The organism is Sporomusa intestinalis (genome assembly GCF_055383785.1).
This window is the reverse complement of record NZ_AP042390.1, coordinates 2,211,811-2,232,993: the sequence shown is the minus strand read 5'-3', so window position 1 is coordinate 2,232,993 and position 21,183 is coordinate 2,211,811. Positions and strand designations below refer to the sequence as shown.

Below are 21,183 nucleotides of genomic sequence, written 5' to 3'. Positions count from 1 at the left end.
GTATCACCCCCTTACTTAACTTCTAATGCCTCAAGTCTCGCAGTCAGTGCCGCTATTATCTGCTGTTGTTCCTGCACGGCCTTGATAAGCGGCGCAATCAACTCTGTATAGCCGATACTCAGTACATCCTTGCCGCTGTTTACACTATGGTCTTGGAAACCCCCAAAGTCGACACCCGTGTCTGAGATGACCTGTTGGATTTCCTGGGCAATCAAGCCATGATGATAGCGACTGCGCTTCTTACTGCCGTCTTTTTCTTGGTCTTCCCGGTAGTCCTCCCGGTAGTCCCAACGGAAATCAACAGGCCGCAAATGCAAAATAAAATCGAGACCCAGTTCGGTGTCTCGAATGTCAGCCTTGTCGCGCTCGTCTGATCTATCCTGGATGGCGCCATAGGCATATACAGTTGTGGCGGAGTCGCCGAGTTGGACTTGGTTGTCACCGGTGACTGCGGAGTTGGCACCTAGGCCGGTGCAGTTGGAATACATTATTGCGGAAGCTAGAGCATTCTTACCAATGGCTACAGTATTCTCGCCATAACTGTTATGTCCGGCACCTGTTCCAATATAAACTGTATCATAAGCTGATGCTGAAATGTCGTTACCTATAATGACCGCTTGATTTCCCGAAGAAGATGAGCCATTTCCAATAACTACGTTGCTTTCTCCACCTATAGAATTTGCTGATTTAATGTTTCCTATGGTGATATTGTTAGCACCTGAAGTACTTGCGCCGTATCCAATAGCAATTGCTTTTTCACCTGTACAATTACTACCCCGCCCTATTGCAACAGAATTTTGACTCCCGGCGTTGCTCCCTGTTCCTATAGCAATGGCATCATCACCACCGGCATTAGAGCTAACACCAGCAGATAAAGATCGAATGCCATTAGAATTGGCTTGCTTCCCAATTGCGATTGAACTATCACCGCCAATGTGGCTATTAACACCAAAGGCGATTGAATTAGCAGCTCCAGCTGCTGAATCTTTACCTATTGCTATTCCCGCAGCGTCAAAATACGCTGATGCGTTATTCCCAATGGCTATAGTATCATCAGCACCAGTATGTGCCGATTTCCCTAAACAAATAGCGTTTTCACCTCTCACAGCAGAAGAGTTTGCCCCAATAGCGATAGCATAATTCTTTTCGCACGAAACTTCATGCCCTATAGCAACACGCCCGGATTTATCGGCATAGGACCCGTTATCATCAACTGCATTCGTGCCCAGGAATATATTATTTGATCCTGTCGTCAAATCCTTTAGGCATTCTTTTCCGAGAGCAATGTTATTACTCCCCGTTATATTTTCAGCCCGTTCCCCACCCATAGCCTGATACCCAATAGCAATATTATCAGTACCATTATTGCTTCCATCCATAATTCCGCCAGACAGAGCTTCCTTGCCAATAGCGATACAACGCTCACCATCGTAATTTACTGCTGACGTATCCCCGACAACTACACAGGACATACCGCCACCATGGCCCGTTGCGTTACCAACGCCAATAACTACCCCATTACCTTGGAAATGTGCGCTGCCCTTACCAATAACCACACCCGTAGAGCCATAGGCTTTCAAGTCCCTGCCAATTCCTATAGACTGCGCTCCAAAGTTTTCATTATTGCGCCCGACACAAATGCACTCAGCACCGTTACCCTTATTCTCAGCCCCTAAACAAATTGCATAGGAACCTGTGGCCATTGAATTTATGCCGATACCTACACCATGATCACCGACCACATATGATTTATACCCTATCGAAATACCTTGCTCACTGGAACAGTAAGCTTCAGAACCTATAGCGACACTGTCATTAGAAACGCAGTATGATTTAACTCCTAATGCCACACCGCGGCCGGCAGAAGTAAAAGACTCACGACCTATAGCGATTGCAGAATCATCATGAGTAGCGTTTGAACCTTTACCTATTGCAATAGCATACGGAGCATTCACAGCAGAATTCTGACCTATAGCAATCCCGGATTCAGTACTAATTGCTGCGTAGTTACCGATGGCTATACTATTATCACTGCTTACAAAGGCATTAGTGCCGAGGATTACTGTATTAGACGCTGGTGTGCCACTGTTCTTACCGATAACCACGTTCCCGTCTTCTACTCCCCAATTGCCTGTTGACCGTGCGCCAGGTCCGATTACTACTGAGTTTTGTGCTAAGACTACACTGTCAGTACCCATTGCGATAGAGTTATCCGCTCCTATTACTCTAACTCTAGTACCCATCGCTATACTATCCTTCGCTGCTGCTACTCCAGGAGACTCAAACTCGACATCAATTCCAACCGCAATGGTCCCTGTTTCTTCATCCACAATAACATATTTGCCGGGCCCACCTTTAATAAACAGCAGCCATGTCGGTTCCGTCGTCGGCACTACATTCACATTTTGCGACCGGCAAATATACAAAGCATTCTCATACAGCACGATATCATTCACGGTATAGGTAGCCGCATTGCTCCATTCCCCGCGAAAATTAAAATTCTTAATCCATGTCGCCATACCTTACCCCTGGGCCTTCTGCTGCTGTTGCTTAATCACACCGATATTCTGCCGGATCTGATTCAGAATTTCCGCATCTTGAGGCATACCTCCGGTGTCCCGGTTCATAGCGAATATAACTATCAGCTGCACAAGTACCGGATCGTACATAGAGAGAAACGGGGCATTGACCTCGACGTCCTCCACCCGATCCTTCTTGCCAAAATAGCGGATGGTTGTCAAAGTAGCAGCCGTATCCGTAGCATAAGTCAGGCCGTTTTTCGTGTAAACAGGATGCTGGCCGGCGAACGCCACAAAATTGTCGGGCAGAGCTTCGCCGCTAGTGTGATTGATTTCATAAATCAGGTCCGGGTCTTGTTGGGCAATGAGTTCCATGGAAATAAAGTCCACTGCATCGTTGAAATAGTCAAGCATTTCATACCGGGAGAATTTATTCTCGCCCGGATCTTTTAACCGCATCCGTGCCCGGGTAATAAGGATACTCGCTTTTGACATAGGGTTTTACCTCCTTTACACTTTGAAAATCAAGCGCTGGCGTAGCTCGGTCCGTTCCCGGCCAGCAGCTAAACGATAAACCGCCGGAGCGATCATAGATAATAACTCATCATTGGATTTTGAAGCAGGATCGTCAAGGATAAGCTGCATAAATTGAAGCATGAGTTCAGTAAAAGCATCAGGTAATGGCACATTGTCCGATACAGATGTGACTTGCAAATGGCGTTTGTACAAAATGCTTACTACTGCCGCATCTGCATATATTTCATTGCCTAACAGCTGATATTCACCGCGGCCCGGCTTGCGATGGAGCGGCGCATGTCGCCAGCCATCCTCGACTGCCACCAACGATTGAAAGTCCGCCGGCAACTCGCCGACGCCTGCCACCAGCGGCACTGCAATTCTTTTAACTAAGAGATTGGAGCTAATACTGTCAAGCGCTGTCGACACTAATGTCAACACACTTTCCAGAGCATCAAGCAAGCTATAATCACTGATTTTAGCCTTATAGGTATCACCCAGCTTAAACCGGGCTTTATGCAAAAGCTGCTCAACAGTCATAACTATATACCACCTTCAGAGCAGCGATACTCCGGATTAAGCCGGAAAAATAAACGGTAGCAGCGGTCTGCCCATTGATCGTCACCGGCCATTTCCGCCTGAAATCCTTCGCGCAGCAAGGGATCTGCCTGCAGAAGAGCAGGAGTAACAGAGCCGAATTTACGCATTGTTTTATCCAAAGTAAAACCCTTACCGATAATTTTCTTTTCTTCATGGCAATATTGCCTAAGCGCGGTATCATCAACATGGTTGGTCAGGATAATTTTATTGCCTTCCTGTCGGATCTCTTGCCCAACAATCAATCGCCAACACCTTCCTTACTAAATTAACAGGGAGGGTTTCCCCTCCCCATACGCACTGATAAAATTAACCGGCAGTACCAATCCCAGTCATCGCCGCATGCGCTTCCTTCGACCGGCACCGGAGCGTCACCTCGCCGGTAATTGCCTTTTCAAACCGCTTGCCCTTCTTGCCCAATTCCTCGACATGGAACGGGATCAGAAATGCCGGCTTGAAATACTGCGGGTCAATGATTTCCACCCGGCGCCCTGTAGTCTTGAGCGCACCCAATTTGCCGGTACCGGGATCAACCGCCCGGTTAATCATCCGGTGCGGCATCAGTTTAATAACACCGGCATCCGATTCATAGAAGTCCAGCGGGGCAATCGCCTTTTTCTCTTTTTGGCTCCGCTGCTTGGAAGTACCGGAATCAGCCCCGAAAGTATTATTCGCTTTTCGTTTTTCACTCATCGACATGACAGCGATTTTGGGATTGCCGCCGGCCGTCCATGCCTTTTCAATAGCATCGTTGAAGCCTTCTTCATCGAACACGCTGGCCGGCGTCCGGGTAGACGTGTCAATGACATTGACCGTATTGAAATACGGAATGCCCCCCATCCGGCCCGGGACAGACGCGGTATGCTGGGCAGTCGAATCCGACGTGACTAAAACAGCCTCCAGGTCCATGGCAATGCCTTTCATGTATTTGTCCAACTGATACAGAACCTCGTCTTTGACGCCATATTTCTTGACCGCCTTTTGGGTCGTCGTGATATAGAACACCCGGTCAAAGATTTGGGTATGATTGTCGATTCTGGACCGGGCATCCACTTCCTCCGGCACATAGTCGGACCCTTCCAACTGCGGGTCATTTTGAGGGGTCGGCAGCGCATCATTTAGTTCCGATACCGTGGTATTGTCCGCCTTGCCCCTACCAAACATGGTCAGCAGCGGCGTGTCGTCGGGGGCGATGTTAGTAATTAAATCTGAAATATCCTCTACCGTACCGACAGTGGTATAACTATGAGATCCTTTAGCCATTATTGTCATTCCTCCTAATCATTGTTTTATATTTGTTCCCGGCATTAGCCGAGATTGGCAATCCTATCAGCAAAGCCAGTACGCTTGTAATACTCAATGCGTTCATCCTGGTTCATTTTCCCAATCTCCTTGGGATTTAGTTTCTCTTTAACTTCCTTGTCATTGCTGGGTTTTAAGATCTGAGGCGGAACCTGCTTTGGCTCCTTGCCTACTCCGGTCTTTTTAGCGAAATATTCGCGCCGGCACTCTTCCCAGTATCCCTTAATTATGGGAATATCTTCTTTGGTAAGCTGATTCTGACTGAGCCGCTGAATAGCGGCGGCAATGGGGGCCGCCTGTTGATAAGGCAGTGTCTGCAGGTGCTCTGCCGCCAACTTGTCAATGCCAGCAAAATCAGCGCCGTCTGTTTTCCGTGTAGCCGCAACCTCAGCAGCAAACAACTCATTTGTCTGTTTTTGCTTAGCTTCCCGGGCTTGGGTTTGCGTAGCAACATCAGCTTTCGCCCGGTCCAGCTTCGCGATCTGCTGGAAAAGCAGCGCCTGGTGCTCAGCAGAGAACGGGTCATATTCTTCGCCTTTTTTTTCAAGAATCTTGGCCACTTCCTGCATCGCTGCATCGGTGACATCTGACGCGACTTCAGCTTCTTCTGTAGATTTCTCCTTCTTCTCGGGTTCCTTAGTTTCAGGCTGCTTAGCCTGGCTCGCAACTAAAGCCCGATAGAACGGCATAGCCTCCGGGGGAATCCGCGCAGGGTCAAGCTTGGTAATGTCGGCAAGCGAAAGTTCTGCGGGCGAATAAAAAGACGGCTTCTTCTCGCCGTCATCATCCTCGCTAGCTTTCTGTTGTTCGGTGCCAATCTCTTGCTTTTCTTTCTCACCCCCTTTGCCGGCGTCATCGTCCCCGCTTTCGTCGATATATTCCAGGCGGCCATCTTTAAGACCAAGCTTGCCGGGTAGCGCCAGTGGATCATCGGTAGGCTCATTGTCCTCCCCTACATCATCGCCAGGGTCAATATCAGTATCATCAATATCCTCCTGGCCGCCGGTGCCCGCAACTTCGCCGCCTTCCCCTTCGGCCTCGGCGAAAACTTGCAGGCCAAATATTTTGAGCTTAAATTCTTCCATGGTTGCTCATTCCTCCCAAATAAAATTGACGGCTATTCGCCGCCCTTATCAGCATCTAAAACCTGTTGCGCTACCTTCCCCCCGTTTATAGCGGCAGCCAGCGCATGGACAAACTCCCCCACGGCCACCGCTTTATATTTCAAGGCTACTACCTGCTCATCCGGTGTATCAGGCAATACCTTGAGCAGCCCCTGGCGGTATTCCTGCAGCCAAGAGCGCGTCCAGGCCAAGACCTGCGCCGCCGTCTCCCCCTGGAGCACCTGGGCCTCCAGTTTGGCTTTCTGCTCCCTGTCCAATCGGCACCCCTCCTTTCTCTGCCGCCTTGGCCGCTGCTTGCAAATCCATATTCATTACAAACTCATCCGGAGTTGCCTGATAGCCATGATCCTGAAGTATTTGAGCCTTTACGCCAGGCGGCAGATTGTCAAAATCAATACGCAATGACATTGACGTCTTGACTTCCGGTCCCTTCTCCTCTTGTCCCATCTGCTGCATCAGTTGTTCGGGATCGGTGACATAGTCATCAGAATTCTTATAGCCCATCTCCTCAATCAGCTTCTTGACGCAGTTATACACATTGACCGGAGTGGCAATGCGCATCTGCAGCAATTGCGGATACATACCTAGTAATAACTGCAACTGCTGAACATTCGTCTCCTTCGTCCCCGTCCCAATGCCGGCCGAAATAACAAAATCAAAATCACCAGCCAAGTTTGCCGGGTTAATCCGCAGCGTCTTGTTCGTAAGTAAGATGGTAGTGTCATCATCAATGTACATCTGATTGAGCATCGCAATATACTTGAACAGCTGCACAAAGCCTGTCTCGGCAAATATCCGGGCAATCAACTCCAGCCGCTGATTGGCTGCCCCCATGATCATTGATACCCCGGTGGCCGTCTTATTTAGGCTATTTCCGTCAGTGCCCTGGTTATAGCGGGTAATTCCAGTCTTGTTTTCCTTCTGTCCCTCCAAATACTCCATGAAAGGCATCGTCAGCGGATGGATCTGGCTGTTCGGAATCGGGAATACCGCGTTATGGGGATCGCCGTTGACACGCCAGTATTGCCGGCCCTCCAGCAGGTCATCGATATCCTGAAACTTCGTCATGTCCACCGCCGCCTGCGGCGTATTGGCCAGCGTGATATTGTAGACCAGTAGCCGCAGCAGCGCCGTCTTAAGGTGCTGAATCTGAGCAATCATCTCACTAAAGCCGCGCTCGGCAAACAACTGATGCGGGTCCAGCGTCGGTGACAACGAAAAGAACGGATGTCGGCCAACAGCGTTTTCCTCAATCCGCAGCAAGATGTCGCCAGACCACCAGACAATGATATCCTCTAGCAAGCCGTCATCATTTACATCATACTTAACGTAGGTCTCGCGGATCTCAACTTTCTTGTTGGGCGTGTCATCATTGGCATCCCAATCTTGCTGATAGGTAAAGCGCCGTGTCTTTTCATCAAGCCGGGTATAGGTCAGGGCATCCAGTTTCTTCTCATCGTCTTCGGTCAGCTTCCGATATTCGCTGGCCTTCACCTTGCGCCGAATAGCATCCAGGGTCACAGCCTGTACATGCTCGGAGAAGTCCAGGTCATCCACATCCCGGGCATCCGGTGCAAACCGAAATTCGCTGGCCAGGAGGAAATCAATCACCGGCTGGTTTTTAATTACCTTCTCCTCCTGCCACTGAACATTAAAAAGACCAGGAGCAATCTCCTCGGCCTCAAGTATCTGGACATTCTTCTTTTGTGTCTGCAGCAAGTCCATTTCTTCCACTGTCATCTGCTGCACATAGGCCACCGGCTTTGTCTCACGTTCCCAATAACATTTCGTCGTGGCCATGTTGGTAATGAGCGCATACTTCATCCAGTTATGGAACTTCAGGAAACCTTTATTCCGCCGCTGGATCTGATAGTCAATCAATTCCTGCATGGTCTCGGCATTCGTCACATCGTCTTCCTGCGTGCCTTGGATCTGAATGATCGACTGGCCGCCGAAGAATATTTTCATGAGCGAAGGCATCACCCATTCGATCGTATCGGCCACATCGGACGCCGTGAGGCTCGACACCTCTGACAGACGCTCAAACATTTTGGCGTAGAAGGCTTCTTTGGCATAATAAATATCAATGCGCTCCGCTACCTTGGGTTCAATTTCTTCCTCATAATAGCGTTGGGCTGCCAAATGACGGTTTTTGAGATAGTCCATCAACTTTTCTTCCTGCTCAGCATTGAGCCGTATAGCCTTTGCCATATTTCACCCCCTCCTTACATGATAAATACATAGCCTTTTGCTATATCCCCAACCGTAATCCAGCCCGGTAAAACTACGATATCGCGGGCTTTGACTTCGATATTGCCAGGCAAGACGATTTGCCCTATCGCCTGAACAACAATAGAGCCGGGTAAGAATGGCTGAATAACATTGAGAATACTCCCTGGCAGCACAATAGCCGCGCGAACCTCCATATACCCATATAAAATGGCTGCCGCCTCACACCTTAAAGTAATACTGCCTGGTAAAAAACGATTCTCGCGAACGGTAATCAAGCCAGGTAAAACCGCTTCGCTGTCAATGGTTTGAACACCTATAGAACCGGGTAATCGCCCCTGCCCCCAGGCACGGATAAAAACAGAACCAGGTAACTCCCTTGTGCCCATAAATTGCGGAATCACCATCGTACCGGACAATACCGACAATGCATTAGCGCGAACAATAATAGAGCCCGGCAAGTCGACGCTACCCGCAAACTCCCGCACATAAATATTACCGACCATTTGTCTCCAGGCATTGCGCCGAATCTGCACAGCCCCCGGCAGATACCTGTTGCCAATATACTGCTCAATAGCAATAGTACCTAGTAACATAAGATTTCGCTGGTTTCTTACAACCAGGCTGCCATACAAAACCCGCATCTGGACCCTATTAATAATCCATAACGATCCAGGTAAGTTAAAGGACCGGTTCTTACCGTCAATGATCACACTACCTGGCAGATAGGTTTCCGCTAACCGTAGTATACTAATATTCCCTGGCAGCGTTCGCATACCGGCCTGCGCAACACGGGTATCCTCATATTCAAAAATAAAAGCTGGTGATGTAGCCGATTCTGCCGTCGCTAGGCGAGTAAATACATCCGCCTCAATAGCAATAGTAATCCAAAGAGATTCTGCCCACAAACTAAAATAAGCCTCAGACAAGTCAATAAGCTGCTCGCCTACGCCAGTTAGGGTAATGGTGCGTATAAGTTCACCCTGCTCAGGCTGATTGTCCCAAGTAAGACTATATTCATCAAACTCTGGGGATGCGTATATCTGCAAAGTGCATGTGGCCTCAGTAAGCTTATTCAGCTTTAATATAGCGCCAATCGTTTCGCCGTACTCCGGCACCGCCGGGGCTGAGAATGACAAGAAAGCCACCTGCTTCCCCTGCTGACTAAGCATCTCATGCTCCCGGCAGTAATTCATATATGGATTTTCCGAATTGACAAAAGCATCTATAACCGTATCGGCTGTTGCCGCATACACCGGCGGCCGCTGAATCGCATACCGGGCCTGCATGGTGTTTTGCATCACCTTTACGTCACCTCGCCTTTAGCCCGGAGCGTAAACACACCGCCTGTCCGGCTTTTGCGGTCTGTTTTGAGACGAGCCCAAAAGTCAGCCGCTGATCCATCGTTAAGCATCAGAACCGGCATTGTAGTTACCGGACGCGTAAAATCCATCGTAGAATCAAATTCCACTGTAACCTCCGGCTGCTCCATCCCCGGGATAGTGGGCATAGAATCAGCGGTTACTGTTAGGGACTGCAGGTTTTGCCCAGTGGTATTGCTGAGCTTAATCGCTTGCGGAGAGCTGTTGGCCCCGGCAATCATAACACCAAAATCCAAGTACCGGAGGACATTCCCCTTATCATCAGCAAACGGACCATCCTGGTCCTCGAACAAAAGCCCATAATACTGGCCGACAAAATCAAAATCAGTAACAGCTACCTCGCCTAAACTGTCCTGCACCTCTAAAGTCAGCGTATTTTGGTAGCCAACAAGGATATCCAGCTTATGCAAAGTATAAGCCACATTTATCGGCGGTATGGCATAGGCTGTCCACTCCGTGCGTGGCTCGCCGTTGACTTTTACCCGATACCGTACAAAGTCTCCGTCCGCATCCATGATGGTTGCCGTAAAATCAAGCCGGTTTAACACCCCGACCACAGCCGGCAGCGCATTGGTCCGGGTAACATACACGGTATAGGGTGTTCCTTCCTGGCCTTCGTCTTTGGTCTGAATGTCGATCGCATTGGTGCCAACAATCAGCCGATCGCTGGGGATAGTTTCCGCAATAGGATAACTACTACCATTGCTAGCATAAGCCGTTAAGGGCTCACCATTCACCAGTATCCGATAAAAGGCTTCGTCACCCTCGGCATCAGTGATGGTGGCGGTTAGCACGACATCCTGATTGTGGGTAGTGTCCGGAGTAATGTGGATATCGGTTATGGCCGGCGGGTAGTTTTCGGGCAGGATTACTGTGATGGATTTGAGATAAGCTATCTTTTTCGTTGCATATATTTCCGATTTAAACATAACAGCGTAGCTTGAACTTGATACATTTGGTGCCACCCAAACAACTTTGTCAATAGCTTTCATTTGCGTATTGTACCACCATACAGTGGTGCTGTTGCTAGGATTTGGCACTACCGTGGCATAGAGTCCCCCTCCAGAATATAGGTATACATATGTCCCTACCGTGTTGTTATTCCACCTCTGCAAATTTACTGCTGTTATGACCATGTCTTCGGGGATATATTCTGAAGAATAAGCGTAAAACCCATTATATGATACAGTTTTTACCACTGTAGCAGGATATATATTGGTATCACCATAACTACTCAAACTATCATCCAAATACACCGCAAAATCAATCCCTGTCGGCTGAAACACCTCTTGCCACTGGGCCTGCGTAATAGTGCTGATTTCTTCCGGCGTCATGCCTTTTTCAGCGATTTCGTTGATATCAACAGGACCCCAGCCATAAAGGGGCAAGGCTTCATAAAGTGCAAGAGTACCTAAATAAATTTGCGCACCATTAAGAGACGATATTATATTTAACCGATAATACAAATAAGCTGCCTGATTAGGAAAACTATAGCTTCTATTTAGTGAACTTGACCAATTTGCTTGATCTGTTTGCGTATCAAGAATTGTCCAATTAGTCCCATCATTACTTCCTAAAAAACTCCATGAGTTAGGTGTAGGTCCTGCGGATGCACCTGAGTTATCTATATTATATTTATTTACAACTATACCACTGCTAAACTTATACTGAATCCAAGCGCTGCCTGCACCAACGGATATCCAAAAAGTATCTTTATTGTTATCCATAGCTTTCCAAGCTTGATTTGAGGTACTGTTTTCACTACTTGCAGAAGCAACTCCACTGGGAGCAGTATTCGATGTCATTACCGGAATCATATTTACAGTACCGCTTTGATCAGGTGAATATCCAATAAAAACCTTATTACTTAACCACGTCTCCCCCCCATCAAAACTAACCAATACCCGCGCCCCAGACCCCTCCACATTTACCCCAATAATACCAGCCCGCCGGGCCAGCGGAATCCGGGTAGCCTCCGTCGTCGTAATTACAGTGGAATCCACGCCCTCCGGGAGCACGGCACAGGGTCTGACAGACAGGTCTGTAGCGATCTCAAAGCTGCCGCCGTAGCCCTCAGTTGTGTCTAAAATGCGCACAATGGTGTCTGACATTTCACCTCACCTCTAACTATCGTATATTAAACTCAATCTGCCAGGTCTGCCCGCCGGGCAATTCAGTCGGCAGTTTAAACTCGGCGCTGCAATACATCACACTCAGTTCACGGCAGATATCATGCTCTGGCGTAAGCTCCAGCTGTAAATAGCCAGGTCCGGCCACCGGAAACACATACGCGATCTTCACACGGCAATCATCCACCTGGCGCGTATAGCCAATATCATACTGTATAATCCGATTGCCGACACCACCCGCGCCGGCGCAAAACTCGGCGTGTTTAAAAGTAAAATAATCATCTGGCCGGCCGCATAAACTCCGTTCCCCTAACTGCAGGCGAATAGGAGATACATTCAAATACAGAACCCCGGCCGCCATATCAAAAAACACCGTGTCCTGTGGGCCAATCAGCATGAGCCGGACAAGATTTTCCTGCGAGATTCGACTAAAAGGATGCAGCCCCTCCCGCAGCCGTTCGCCATTGTTCAGCGTTGCTTCCCAAAAATACCTTTGCATATAGGTCTCCTTATGTGTACTGATAACCCCACTTAACCAAAAAATTGCGCGGTATCGCGTTCCCCTGGGCATCCTTGCCCAGGGCCTTAGCATTTAGCGGCGGCCGCATGACCAACTGCAAAGAAACAAAATTTCGCTTCGTATCTGTAGCAGACGGATTGCCATCATTAGCGTAACCGCCAATCTCGCCGGTTGCCGTCCCCACGGCACTAAGCGGGTGCTCATAGCCAGTAGTGCCCGCATCCGCGTATTGCACCCCGTGAGTGCCGCCAATAGCAATAAACTCACTTTCATTCTTAGTTATATTTCTCACCTGAGTCCACTTCTGCCGCACAACATCCAGCCCATCACCACCACCAGAATCCTTGAGCGTGATCTTGACATTCTGCATATTGCTTACATCGGCAGCGCCACCGTAATTATTCCAAATATCCAGCGCCAATACGACTGAAGACTCACCTGCAGTCACCACCCCAACCGGCCAAGAGGTAATCTCCGTAGCTGGATTCGACGTACTTCTAAGAGAGATAATCGGTTCTGACATTTTCTCATTCCTCCAGTGTTATGATAATTTGGATTGTTAAACTACTCGTGCCCCCCTCCGCACAATAGAGCCTGAACACATCGCCTGGCATCACAGAGCCGGTGACTGGTAGCTCTGTGTAAACCTCACCGGCTGGCAAAACAAACAACTGGCCATCTACCCGCTGCCAGTTGTTTGCTTGCGCCCGATACTCGACTTTGCCTTGTTGCTCAACATAGAACTTTGTATCAACGGCACTAGGTGCTTGCGCATTAACCTGTACCTGCTGAATACGGCCAAGCCAGGGGAAGGCAACCTCTGTCTCATAAGGGCCAACCGGCATATCAGCTACTAAAAATACCATAGCCTTTTGCTGACTGTACCCATCACCCCTGCATTTTAGTGTCTCCCAGCCCATTACCCAGCCCCCCTGACAAGACAACGATACGGGCCTGTGGCCTGAATAGAGAATGTTTTCGTCGGGATAATGACTTCATTGAACTTTTCGCCCTGCTTAATCCGGACAAGCGTGTAACCCACATCAAGAATTATTTCCTGTGGGTTTTCCTGCGTCGAATCATTTACCACCTCAATACTCACCACATTATAAGCATAAGTTTTGGCAATGCTTGTAGCGCCTTCAAACGCATCATACATCACACCAAGATAAATCTTCACTCTAACCACCTCCTTATAGGCGTCCCGCCTTGGGTATGTTGGCTTTCCTTTGCTTAGCGGCATCAATCAAATATCGCATCGTATAAAGCCCATACCGCTCAGCATCAGAAGCATGGTCTTGTTGCTTCAGTGGCTTATCTTCACCGCGCTGCTGGGCCTTAACATCCCAGCAATAAGCTGACTTTTCTTTAAGTAAATTAATGCAACGCTCATGAATGTGGTACAGTCCATCATTAAGCAAGTTGCCGACATGCTCAATGCCTGGCAAAACATCGTTCTCAGCCTCAATGACCGGGAAACCATCTTTTCGCAGCTGAACGATTAGAGCCTTGGCGTTCGGGTCCACGATTACCGGCAAACGTTTGTTAACGGTGAATGCCTGAAGATCATTTGAATATTCGCCTGTCGTTTTTTGCAAACCCGTTTCCTTGCTATTGTAATAATATTCAGCGGCAGTATAGAACTTTTCGCCATCAAATCCCTGGCGAAGAAAAGCCGTCGGATTACCGGTTCCATGGTCAATGGCAATCCATTCATTCATCAACCGGGGAATGGTTTTGACCTTATGCTTTTCTTCGCTGAACATATCGTAGATCACCCCTTCCGCCATCACCCACAGCCCCAGGATATACCGCTTATAGAAAACCCCGGTGTACATGCGGCCATAGCGCGCCTTCACCCTCGCGCTTAGACTTAAGTTATCGTCCATCGTGAAGTGAAGATAAATGCCATTTAGTTCAACAATCTTATCAAGATAATCAACCTTAAACCAGTGATACGGCCCGGCCGGATTACAATTGAACCATAACTTGGCCCCTTCAACAGAACAGCGGGCAGTCGCCTGATTAACAAAAGATTGCGGCATCAGAGCCACTTCATCAAACAGCATACCGGCCAGCGTAATCCCCTGAATAAGGTCCTGGCTTCGCTCATCCTTACCGCCAAACATATAGAAAAAATTAACCCGGCCGCGCCGGGAGATTTCCAACATGTTTTCTGTTCGATGCTCTTTGACCCTGTACCTTAAGGATTTAAGCATCCGCTTGAGGGGCGCCAGCACATTGCGCCGGAAGGAGCCAATCGTTTTTCCAGCCATACCCAGGTTTTCACCGTCAAACTCGTCCATCCCCCACTGAACATAGGCAAGCGACATTGATACGGTTTTGCCCGACCTGACAGCGCCGTCAGCAATGAGAATGTCCTTTTGGTGGACCGGCGAATTCGGCAGCCACCATGTTAATACCTGAAGTTGCTTCCTGGAAAAGGGCTCAAACTTAAATGGTTTCACCTTAAGCGCCATCGTCATCCCACACTTCCGGAGCTTTCCCTTTTAAAGCAGCAAGGAAAGTGTCCTCTTCTCCCTGTTCTTCAGTGCCATCATCCCCCTTAATCCGCGCAACCTCAGCCCTTAACTTATCAATCCGGGCCTGCTGCTCTTCGGTAGCCAGCTCACTCCGTAGCATTTCTTCATACCTGGACAACAATCCCTCTAGCGTCTTCATAGCTGCACTTTGCGCTTTTAGAAAGGTTGCTTGCCTGTCCCAGGAGAATTGGAATTCATATTCATATTCACACTCTTGGGCATCAGACTTAGTTTTGGTGGTACTTCTCTCTGTGTTTTTCTCATAAGACCGCTTCAATTCCTTAATCATTTCCTCTTTATCTTTGACGAACATGATCTTCTGGGCCCGGGCGATAGCCGTGTACTGAATAACAATATTCTCCCATAGCATCTCAAGCGGACTTTTCAGGTTGATACTTTCGACTATCTCACGGGTTTCATCATCATTGGGAAATATGCGCGCAAAAAAACCATGCTTCTCAGCCTTTTTATTACCAGGTGGGCCGCCTGGTCCGCCGCGATTACCAACGGCATTTTTATTGTTCTTGGGAGCACCATGTCCTTTTGCATTGTTGTTACCTTGGGGAGCGCCACATTTTTTCTTTTGTTGTACAACATTATCCGGACTTTGTTGTACAACATTGGCTAATTGTTGTACTACATTCCATTTATCACGCTGTTTCCAGACGGCAATCTTCTTTTCATCTTCGCTAAGTAGCTCAGCAATCTGGCGGTTAGAGATTTTGCCGTCATGCTCTCTATATATTTCAAATGCTCTATCACGATTAGGGCTTCGCTCTCGCGCCATTTACATAGTCACCACCTCCAGGCGTATTGTACTCCTCTATAACTGTGCTCGTCGATCCGCCAGCTCAGCCTGCTTCGAGGAGTTAAACCGGTCCTCGGTACTGAGATAACCGGTAATGCGCCGAATCCGCTTGATCGGAGACCTTTCAATAGCCCTGACGACAATCTCATCGCCGTCTACTACCAGCTCCAATTTGCCCAGTGTTTTACCCTTGGCCAGCCACAGCGCCTGCTCCTCAGCCAGTATCTGCCGAACCTCGTCCTCACTGATGCCATTGCTATAGTTCACAATTACCCCATCTATACCAAGAGTGTTATCGATAATCATTGCTATCACCTCGCTAAGTTAGTCATTTTGTTATTCCGGCACCGGCGCTCTTTTGGAGCTACTAGCAAGTCAGTCCGCATTAATTCCTGGTAATCAGTCTTTCGCGGCCGTCGTTTGAAGGTAATGCACCGCCTGTCAACCAGGTAGGCCTCGGTTTGGCAGAGCAGCTGGTCGACGGCATTAAACCGGCAGTCGGTTTGGTTGCAGTGGGGCATGGTGTCACCTCCTGGATTTGGGTATAAGAAAAGCGCCCCCCTCCCCCGAAGGACGCAACATGGATTTATATATATGAAATGTCATTCTATCATATTTTTGTCTTTTTTATATTGTAACTGCATATACATGTGAGCCCCTGCAAGTTGGCCTATTGGTGTAATAAATAAGGATGAATGCAAACAAAAATCACTCATCACTTTATCTAACAGAAATAATGGGATACATAAGATACCCATCCAAAGTATAGACATAAGTATGCTTAGAGAAACTTGATAATCACTATCTTTCCACGATTCTTTTAAGCATTGCCATAGTGAATTTTTTTTATCAAAAAAATAATATTGTGCGAAGAAAAGTCTAGTAAATATATACACTAACAATAGAATCATTACTGTTATAATCGGTAAGCCAAATTCAAAAGCAAGGGAATTTTTAAAGAAAAATGCGGTTAAAAAAAACATCATTGGAAGCATCAATAAGGTCCAATACAACAAAAAAATTATAATAGCGAGAATACAAGCCTTAACTAAAATGATGGGCTCACGAAAAGTATCCGTTAAATGATATTCTCTATTGGCTATTGCTTTAATTGTTACGCTGACAACAATAACATATAATAGATTTTCAGCGATTAGTATTATATTGCTCTGAAAGCCATCATTGTGAAAGTTAATTCGAATACTATCTAATAATACATAAAGCAGTGCAATCAGAATCCAAAATACTGGTCGTTTCAGAATTTCACAAAATGCATACCTGAACGCATCTGTGGTAGAAAGCATAGGCACCTCCTAGAAACTTTATTCTCCAGGTTGTAGAACTATCGTTCTGTTATCGTTTATAATCTTCGTTAAAAGGGAATAAATCCCTGCAGAAAAAAAGACCACCTTTACTGGCGACCTTTCTCATATCTACTTCATGCTACCATATTACCACGGAAAACTGGGGGTTTTAGTCCCCCTCTAAAATTAAAACTCACAATTCCTTATTATGGCGATTCTTACAGTCAGGCCAACAATTTCATACCACATTTCCTTAATCATATTCTCCGCCGGCACCACCCAGTACTCTCCCCGAACCGCTGCTACACCGGCGTAATCCACCCGGGCCGGCCGCCGTTCGGCAATATGTAAAACCGACACTCCTGGCGCAGTTCAAACAGTTGGCGCTTTTTCGGCCCGACAATGACCTTCACATCTTACTGTCGGCATGGTTATCAACTCCAAAATCTCTATTTTAGTGCAATCCAGCTTTGACACGTATTAAACACGTATGATATACTCAAACTATCAGGAGGGGATTCGTGTCATGCCGATGAAAGTCAGAGAAATACTTAAACTCTTAAAACAAGATGGCTGGTATGAAGTGGAACAGGAAGGCTCACATCGGCAGTTTAAGCATCCTGTTAAAAAAGGCAAAGTTACCGTGCCTGTTCATAGCAAAAACGATGACCTGACGCCTAGAACGGAGAAATCAATACTAAAACAAGCAGGGCTTATTTAATAGCGCTGCTTGCAAAGGAGGTTTATGTGGTGCGTGATTCTTATATTTATCCGGCAATCTTTGAGAAATCATTACAAGGTAAATACGGCGTTTCCTTTCCGGATCTTCCCGGTTGTATATCAATAGGCGATAATCTCCAGCATGCTCATGAAATGGCTAAAGAAGCGCTAGGGCTTCATCTGTGGGGAATGGAACGCGATGGTGATGATATCCCCGCACCGTCCTCTATTGATAGCATCGAATTAGCAGACGGCGAAGTAATCGGCCTAATTGAAGTCTGGATGCTGCCGATTCGGGCTGAGCTTGACAATCGTGCGGTCAAGAAAACCCTTACTATTCCTCGCTATCTCAATGATATAGCAGAAAAGCAAAATGTAAACTTCTCTAAAATACTACAATCTGCCTTAAAAGACCATCTCGGGTTACACGCTAAGAAAAAGCCTATAAAAAAACAGCCTTAGCGGCTGTCAGTTCCTTCGCTACTCAAAGCCGCCCTTTGCCGGAGCGGCTTTCTTTGCGTTCCTATCTCATGCTATTATTTTACCACAGCCAAAGTCAAAAAAGTGTCGCCAATTTGTCGCCATTTAAATAGCTTCCAATGCCACCACACCAAACAAAGCTACGGCAAACTTTTTAATAGCCTTGTTTTTGACTTCATATGCAGATTGCCGATGGCTATAGCTCAATTTCTCCGCAATCTCATCCTTATCCAGCCTCTCCACATACCACATAAAGAGCACGTCCCGGTACCTCTCACACCCCTGCGCCTGGTTAATCCCGGCAAGAGCCTCCTCGATCTTCTCGATCTCTTCTAGCGTCCGCTCCTTCATCTCCTGCCACTTCTGCAGCTGATACAATTGATTCAGCGTGTTCACCGGCTTAGAAGATCGGATACCAGTTACCTCTATGTTTACGGCTGAAACCGCACCCGGGGCAGTTTGCATTTTCAGTCGACCAATCATACGGTTAGCATGATTAATACTTTGCTGTAATTCACGGTAATACCGTAGGTAGTTTTCTGCTTCTCTAATGCAATTCATGCTGCACCCCCACCCCCAAATAATATAAACGCAGATTAGGGCGGACTAGCTGCCCTTTTTGATATAAACTTATTACTATAGACATCCTATATTTAATTAAAACAGAAACGAGAATTCACTCCGTTATTTGTGTTGGCTTCCTGCATACCATGCAGGAAGCCTTATCCAACCTTCTCCCCAAACTCCACCGGGTTATACTGCGGCTCCAACCGCCGCGGCTTCCGTGTAATCTCCTCAAACGGCATATCCGGTATTTCAGCCTTTCTGTTCAGTTCAAGCTCCCCGCATATGTCTACCGTCACCCTCTGGCCTTTTGCTGCAATCTCGGCCTCAATTCGGGCGATGTCGGCGGCTGTAGCCTTGCGGGTCACTACGTCGCCATGCTGGGTAGCAAAATAGGTTTCCTGCTCCTTTATAAATTCCTCCATCGGCTTTATGCATCGAATAGGTACACTGCAATATTCCATGTCTACCCCTCCCAAATCTCGATCTCAGTCCTCTTAGCCCCTTTAGCAAAACACCAGTCAACGTCAATTGCGTCTGCGTTATCATCTTGCAGCACTCCAGCCTTTACTAGACCATCCAAAATGAACTTAGGAGCATAATTATCTTTATCCCTACGCCTGCTGTCTGTGAAAAAATAAGTAATGCGTATCACAGCTTTAGCGAACTGCTTATTATTAACTTTTGCCTTGACCGCAGTTGCCCAAACTTCAAGTTCCCATTGCTTTTTAAACTGACGCAGTCTTGTCCAATGTAGGCGTGTCCACCGGTTAATACTGGGTGGAACATCTGGGACGGTGAGTTTAATCAACACTTTATTCATGCACTCTCCCGCAAACTCTTGCCAGAGAAATTAATTACCTTTGACGTACCTTTCAGCCGGTCATAAACCCGTTCCGCATATTTGCCCTTTAACTCATCGGCGCTCAGATTCGTGGTGATGATAACCGGCTTCATCCGGTTATACCGTTCGCTGATAATGGCGTCCACCTTAGACAATACCCATTCCTGATGATACTCGGCGCCCAGATCATCCAACACCAGCAGGACGGTATTCCGTATCCGATCTTCATAGGCCAGCCACTCCTCCTTATTCCTGGCCTTCATGGTGAAGATATTGTCAAGCATGCTGACCATCGGCACAAACAGCCCACTATGACCAGTCTTTAAATGCTCGACCAATACGGCTACTGCCATGCTGGTTTTCATTGTCCCGACTGGGCCTTTGAGTATCATACCGATTCCAGACTCCCGGTTTTCTTGCATATTGGCTATATATTGCTTAACCTGCGCATACTGGCTTTGCACCTGCACAGGAATCCCCTTTCGTTCCATTTCCGCAAATGTGCAGTGCCAGTACCGGCGGTAAATACCACGCTTTTCAAGATCAGCATATGAAACCTGATCGCGGTCAGAGGGTATCAGGTTCGTTTTCCCAGTCTGTATTTGATTTTGCCGGGCTCCCTCTGCTGCTTCTCTGGCCTTGTTTACTACCGCCGCTATGGCTGGATTTATCCCCTCTCTCACATTTATCAACCTCCCACGGCTTTGTTTTAAAGCCATTTACTCCCCAGTTACTGAGCACAGATTCGATAAAGCCAAGTTTACGCACATTGGCCATAACCGCTTCCTCGATAGCGGCCAGTACCCATTCAGCCGTATACATTTCAGTCAAGGTATCCAGCTTTTTTGCCGCGATGTCATTTAGCACGCCGATGTTGTTTTGATATGCAAGCAGGACCTTGTCCTCCTCGCGCGCGCGTATATTCTTTTCTTTACTTTCTTCTTCTTTCTTTTCTTTCTTTTCTTTTATAGCATTGCTCCCGCATTGCGTCTGCATTGCCTTTGTATTAACCTCGCATGTTTCAGCATTATTAGAATCCTGTTTCCCCTTATTCCACCTGGCATTAGCGGCATTTCTGGCCTGATCTGTTTTTGCATCCTTTTTACTCATCCGGCGAAAAAGAGACTCACTCCAGAAGGCTTTACCGTCACTTTGAAAAAGGCGAAATTCGTTAATGCAGTTTTGCACAAATTCTTCTGCTTCTGATGCGCTGCACTGCATCTGCATTGCGAGTGCATTCCAGACGTATTTCGTCAGCATAATGCGATAGTCGGATTGTTCGCGTAACATTTCAATAAGAATCCAGTAACGTCCATAGCCTTCCATACCATATACACTGCGCAAGGCTAATATCTTAGGATCATGGCGAGCGTTACAATCATGGGAGAAGTAAAATGCATCTTTCATAGCTTTTTCTCCGTTCCCATGAATTCCTTAAGGCTGTGATTACTTATTAAACTTAGCAAGAATGTCATAAACCTCACCCCTCCCACAAGAGACGGCCACAGCTGACCGCCTCTCCCACCAACATGTTAAGATGCTTGTTTACTATCTGGGCCTGTTTTTGGGCTTTCTCAGCAACCCGCCTCCTCTTCCACATCC

General features: G+C 47.4%; 26 protein-coding genes. 2 read left to right on the top strand and 24 right to left on the bottom strand.

The features are described from left to right. Positions 1–11 precede the first annotated feature (11 nt). The 19 genes from ACZ481_RS10220 to ACZ481_RS10130 all read right to left on the bottom strand — a co-directional run bounded on the left by ACZ481_RS10220 (position 12) and on the right by ACZ481_RS10130 (position 17,333). Positions 12–2,519, bottom strand: a complete 2,508-nt coding sequence (locus ACZ481_RS10220; RefSeq protein ID WP_464770042.1) for a tail fiber domain-containing protein — start codon at positions 2,517–2,519, stop codon at positions 12–14. Positions 2,520–2,522: 3 nt separating this feature from the next. After that, positions 2,523–3,014 (bottom strand): hypothetical protein, encoded by a 492-nt coding sequence (locus ACZ481_RS10215; protein WP_464770041.1) that lies wholly within the window; start codon positions 3,012–3,014, stop codon positions 2,523–2,525. A 15-nt stretch (positions 3,015–3,029) separates the two neighbouring features. Further along, a complete protein-coding gene (locus tag ACZ481_RS10210; RefSeq protein WP_464770040.1) occupies positions 3,030–3,575 on the bottom strand; it encodes a hypothetical protein in 546 nt (181 codons plus the stop codon). 2 nt (positions 3,576–3,577) lie between these two features. Beyond that, the gene (locus ACZ481_RS10205) at positions 3,578–3,877 is read right to left on the bottom strand and encodes a hypothetical protein (RefSeq protein WP_464770039.1); all 300 of its coding nucleotides are present in this window, start codon (positions 3,875–3,877) and stop codon (positions 3,578–3,580) included. Between the two features lie 64 nt (positions 3,878–3,941). Then, entirely contained in the window at positions 3,942–4,895 is a 954-nt protein-coding gene (locus ACZ481_RS10200) for an SU10 major capsid protein (protein ID WP_464770038.1), read from the bottom strand. 44 nt (positions 4,896–4,939) lie between these two features. Next, a complete protein-coding gene (locus ACZ481_RS10195) occupies positions 4,940–6,019 on the bottom strand; it encodes a hypothetical protein (protein WP_464770037.1) in 1,080 nt (359 codons plus the stop codon). A 32-nt stretch (positions 6,020–6,051) separates the two neighbouring features. Beyond that, the gene (locus ACZ481_RS10190) at positions 6,052–6,195 is read right to left on the bottom strand and encodes a hypothetical protein (RefSeq protein WP_464770036.1); all 144 of its coding nucleotides are present in this window, start codon (positions 6,193–6,195) and stop codon (positions 6,052–6,054) included. After that, a complete protein-coding gene (locus tag ACZ481_RS10185; RefSeq protein WP_464770035.1) occupies positions 6,188–8,269 on the bottom strand; it encodes a portal protein in 2,082 nt (693 codons plus the stop codon). Before ACZ481_RS10185 ends, ACZ481_RS10190 begins: the two co-directional genes overlap by 8 nt. Before the next feature lie 14 nt (positions 8,270–8,283). Continuing rightward, positions 8,284–9,588: a CBM96 family carbohydrate-binding protein gene (locus ACZ481_RS10180; protein WP_464770034.1), complete on the bottom strand. Its 1,305-nt coding sequence runs from the start codon at positions 9,586–9,588 to the stop codon at positions 8,284–8,286. 5 nt (positions 9,589–9,593) lie between these two features. Further along, entirely contained in the window at positions 9,594–11,780 is a 2,187-nt protein-coding gene (locus ACZ481_RS10175) for a discoidin domain-containing protein (RefSeq protein ID WP_464770033.1), read from the bottom strand. Positions 11,781–11,796: 16 nt separating this feature from the next. Then, on the bottom strand, positions 11,797–12,297 hold the full coding sequence (locus ACZ481_RS10170; RefSeq protein ID WP_464770032.1) for a hypothetical protein: 501 nt from the start codon (positions 12,295–12,297) through the stop codon (positions 11,797–11,799). 10 nt (positions 12,298–12,307) lie between these two features. Beyond that, positions 12,308–12,841 carry a hypothetical protein gene (locus tag ACZ481_RS10165; RefSeq protein WP_464770031.1) on the bottom strand — a complete coding sequence of 178 codons (534 nt, stop codon included), beginning with the start codon at positions 12,839–12,841 and terminating at the stop codon, positions 12,308–12,310. A 4-nt stretch (positions 12,842–12,845) separates the two neighbouring features. Beyond that, entirely contained in the window at positions 12,846–13,238 is a 393-nt protein-coding gene (locus ACZ481_RS10160) for a hypothetical protein (RefSeq protein WP_464770030.1), read from the bottom strand. Next, positions 13,238–13,498, bottom strand: a complete 261-nt coding sequence (locus tag ACZ481_RS10155; RefSeq protein WP_464770029.1) for a hypothetical protein — start codon at positions 13,496–13,498, stop codon at positions 13,238–13,240. Before ACZ481_RS10155 ends, ACZ481_RS10160 begins: the two co-directional genes overlap by 1 nt. 13 nt (positions 13,499–13,511) lie before the next feature. Beyond that, positions 13,512–14,798 carry a PBSX family phage terminase large subunit gene (locus tag ACZ481_RS10150; RefSeq protein ID WP_464770028.1) on the bottom strand — a complete coding sequence of 429 codons (1,287 nt, stop codon included), beginning with the start codon at positions 14,796–14,798 and terminating at the stop codon, positions 13,512–13,514. Continuing rightward, positions 14,788–15,648, bottom strand: a complete 861-nt coding sequence (gene terS, locus ACZ481_RS10145; protein WP_464770027.1) for a phage terminase small subunit — start codon at positions 15,646–15,648, stop codon at positions 14,788–14,790. Before terS ends, ACZ481_RS10150 begins: the two co-directional genes overlap by 11 nt. A 36-nt stretch (positions 15,649–15,684) precedes the next feature. After that, complete coding sequence (locus ACZ481_RS10140; RefSeq protein WP_464770026.1) at positions 15,685–15,975, bottom strand: anaerobic ribonucleoside-triphosphate reductase; 291 nt, start codon at positions 15,973–15,975, stop codon at positions 15,685–15,687. Positions 15,976–16,271: 296 nt separating this feature from the next. After that, positions 16,272–16,973, bottom strand: a complete 702-nt coding sequence (locus ACZ481_RS10135) for a hypothetical protein (RefSeq protein ID WP_464770025.1) — start codon at positions 16,971–16,973, stop codon at positions 16,272–16,274. A 186-nt stretch (positions 16,974–17,159) separates the two neighbouring features. Further along, complete coding sequence (locus ACZ481_RS10130; protein ID WP_464770024.1) at positions 17,160–17,333, bottom strand: hypothetical protein; 174 nt, start codon at positions 17,331–17,333, stop codon at positions 17,160–17,162. A 166-nt stretch (positions 17,334–17,499) separates the two neighbouring features. Between ACZ481_RS10130 and ACZ481_RS10125 the strand changes: the two genes are divergently transcribed. Together ACZ481_RS10125 and ACZ481_RS10120 are read left to right on the top strand one after the other, a co-directional pair. Beyond that, entirely contained in the window at positions 17,500–17,694 is a 195-nt protein-coding gene (locus ACZ481_RS10125) for a type II toxin-antitoxin system HicA family toxin (protein WP_342787123.1), read from the top strand. 26 nt (positions 17,695–17,720) lie between these two features. Then, positions 17,721–18,155: a type II toxin-antitoxin system HicB family antitoxin gene (locus ACZ481_RS10120; protein ID WP_464770023.1), complete on the top strand. Its 435-nt coding sequence runs from the start codon at positions 17,721–17,723 to the stop codon at positions 18,153–18,155. A gap of 123 nt (positions 18,156–18,278) precedes the next feature. On the opposite strand, the gene ACZ481_RS10115 is transcribed toward ACZ481_RS10120, so the two are convergent. The 5 genes from ACZ481_RS10115 to ACZ481_RS10095 all read right to left on the bottom strand — a co-directional run bounded on the left by ACZ481_RS10115 (position 18,279) and on the right by ACZ481_RS10095 (position 20,988). After that, positions 18,279–18,734, bottom strand: a complete 456-nt coding sequence (locus tag ACZ481_RS10115) for a hypothetical protein (protein WP_464770022.1) — start codon at positions 18,732–18,734, stop codon at positions 18,279–18,281. A gap of 161 nt (positions 18,735–18,895) precedes the next feature. Further along, positions 18,896–19,201 carry a hypothetical protein gene (locus ACZ481_RS10110; RefSeq protein ID WP_464770021.1) on the bottom strand — a complete coding sequence of 102 codons (306 nt, stop codon included), beginning with the start codon at positions 19,199–19,201 and terminating at the stop codon, positions 18,896–18,898. A gap of 2 nt (positions 19,202–19,203) precedes the next feature. Further along, positions 19,204–19,560, bottom strand: a complete 357-nt coding sequence (locus ACZ481_RS10105) for a RusA family crossover junction endodeoxyribonuclease (protein WP_464770020.1) — start codon at positions 19,558–19,560, stop codon at positions 19,204–19,206. Further along, on the bottom strand, positions 19,557–20,072 hold the full coding sequence (locus ACZ481_RS10100) for an ATP-binding protein (RefSeq protein ID WP_464770019.1): 516 nt from the start codon (positions 20,070–20,072) through the stop codon (positions 19,557–19,559). The genes ACZ481_RS10105 and ACZ481_RS10100 overlap by 4 nt, the downstream gene beginning before the upstream one ends. Positions 20,073–20,148: 76 nt before the next feature. Further along, positions 20,149–20,988, bottom strand: coding sequence for a Lin1244/Lin1753 domain-containing protein (locus ACZ481_RS10095; protein WP_464770018.1), 840 nt, complete (start codon positions 20,986–20,988; stop codon positions 20,149–20,151). Positions 20,989–21,183: the final 195 nt, after the last annotated feature.

Excerpts from the sequence above, each read along its gene's own strand:
- ACZ481_RS10220 (WP_464770042.1), bottom strand. The coding sequence starts at position 2,519 with ATGGCGACATGGATTAAGAATTTTAATTTTCGCGGGGAATGGAGCAAT.
- ACZ481_RS10215 (WP_464770041.1), bottom strand. The coding sequence starts at position 3,014 with ATGTCAAAAGCGAGTATCCTTATTACCCGGGCACGGATGCGGTTAAAA.
- ACZ481_RS10210 (WP_464770040.1), bottom strand. The coding sequence starts at position 3,575 with ATGACTGTTGAGCAGCTTTTGCATAAAGCCCGGTTTAAGCTGGGTGAT.
- ACZ481_RS10200 (WP_464770038.1), bottom strand. The coding sequence starts at position 4,895 with ATGGCTAAAGGATCTCATAGTTATACCACTGTCGGTACGGTAGAGGAT.
- ACZ481_RS10195 (WP_464770037.1), bottom strand. The coding sequence starts at position 6,019 with ATGGAAGAATTTAAGCTCAAAATATTTGGCCTGCAAGTTTTCGCCGAG.
- ACZ481_RS10185 (WP_464770035.1), bottom strand. The coding sequence starts at position 8,269 with ATGGCAAAGGCTATACGGCTCAATGCTGAGCAGGAAGAAAAGTTGATG.
- ACZ481_RS10180 (WP_464770034.1), bottom strand. The coding sequence starts at position 9,588 with ATGCAAAACACCATGCAGGCCCGGTATGCGATTCAGCGGCCGCCGGTG.
- ACZ481_RS10175 (WP_464770033.1), bottom strand. The coding sequence starts at position 11,780 with ATGTCAGACACCATTGTGCGCATTTTAGACACAACTGAGGGCTACGGC.
- ACZ481_RS10170 (WP_464770032.1), bottom strand. The coding sequence starts at position 12,297 with ATGCAAAGGTATTTTTGGGAAGCAACGCTGAACAATGGCGAACGGCTG.
- ACZ481_RS10165 (WP_464770031.1), bottom strand. The coding sequence starts at position 12,841 with ATGTCAGAACCGATTATCTCTCTTAGAAGTACGTCGAATCCAGCTACG.
- ACZ481_RS10160 (WP_464770030.1), bottom strand. The coding sequence starts at position 13,238 with ATGGGCTGGGAGACACTAAAATGCAGGGGTGATGGGTACAGTCAGCAA.
- ACZ481_RS10150 (WP_464770028.1), bottom strand. The coding sequence starts at position 14,798 with ATGGCGCTTAAGGTGAAACCATTTAAGTTTGAGCCCTTTTCCAGGAAG.
- terS (WP_464770027.1), bottom strand. The coding sequence starts at position 15,648 with ATGGCGCGAGAGCGAAGCCCTAATCGTGATAGAGCATTTGAAATATAT.
- ACZ481_RS10140 (WP_464770026.1), bottom strand. The coding sequence starts at position 15,975 with ATGATTATCGATAACACTCTTGGTATAGATGGGGTAATTGTGAACTAT.
- ACZ481_RS10135 (WP_464770025.1), bottom strand. The coding sequence starts at position 16,973 with ATGCTTTCTACCACAGATGCGTTCAGGTATGCATTTTGTGAAATTCTG.
- ACZ481_RS10125 (WP_342787123.1), top strand. The coding sequence starts at position 17,500 with ATGCCGATGAAAGTCAGAGAAATACTTAAACTCTTAAAACAAGATGGC.
- ACZ481_RS10115 (WP_464770022.1), bottom strand. The coding sequence starts at position 18,734 with ATGAATTGCATTAGAGAAGCAGAAAACTACCTACGGTATTACCGTGAA.
- ACZ481_RS10110 (WP_464770021.1), bottom strand. The coding sequence starts at position 19,201 with ATGGAATATTGCAGTGTACCTATTCGATGCATAAAGCCGATGGAGGAA.
- ACZ481_RS10105 (WP_464770020.1), bottom strand. The coding sequence starts at position 19,560 with ATGAATAAAGTGTTGATTAAACTCACCGTCCCAGATGTTCCACCCAGT.
- ACZ481_RS10100 (WP_464770019.1), bottom strand. The coding sequence starts at position 20,072 with ATGGAACGAAAGGGGATTCCTGTGCAGGTGCAAAGCCAGTATGCGCAG.
- ACZ481_RS10095 (WP_464770018.1), bottom strand. The coding sequence starts at position 20,988 with ATGAAAGATGCATTTTACTTCTCCCATGATTGTAACGCTCGCCATGAT.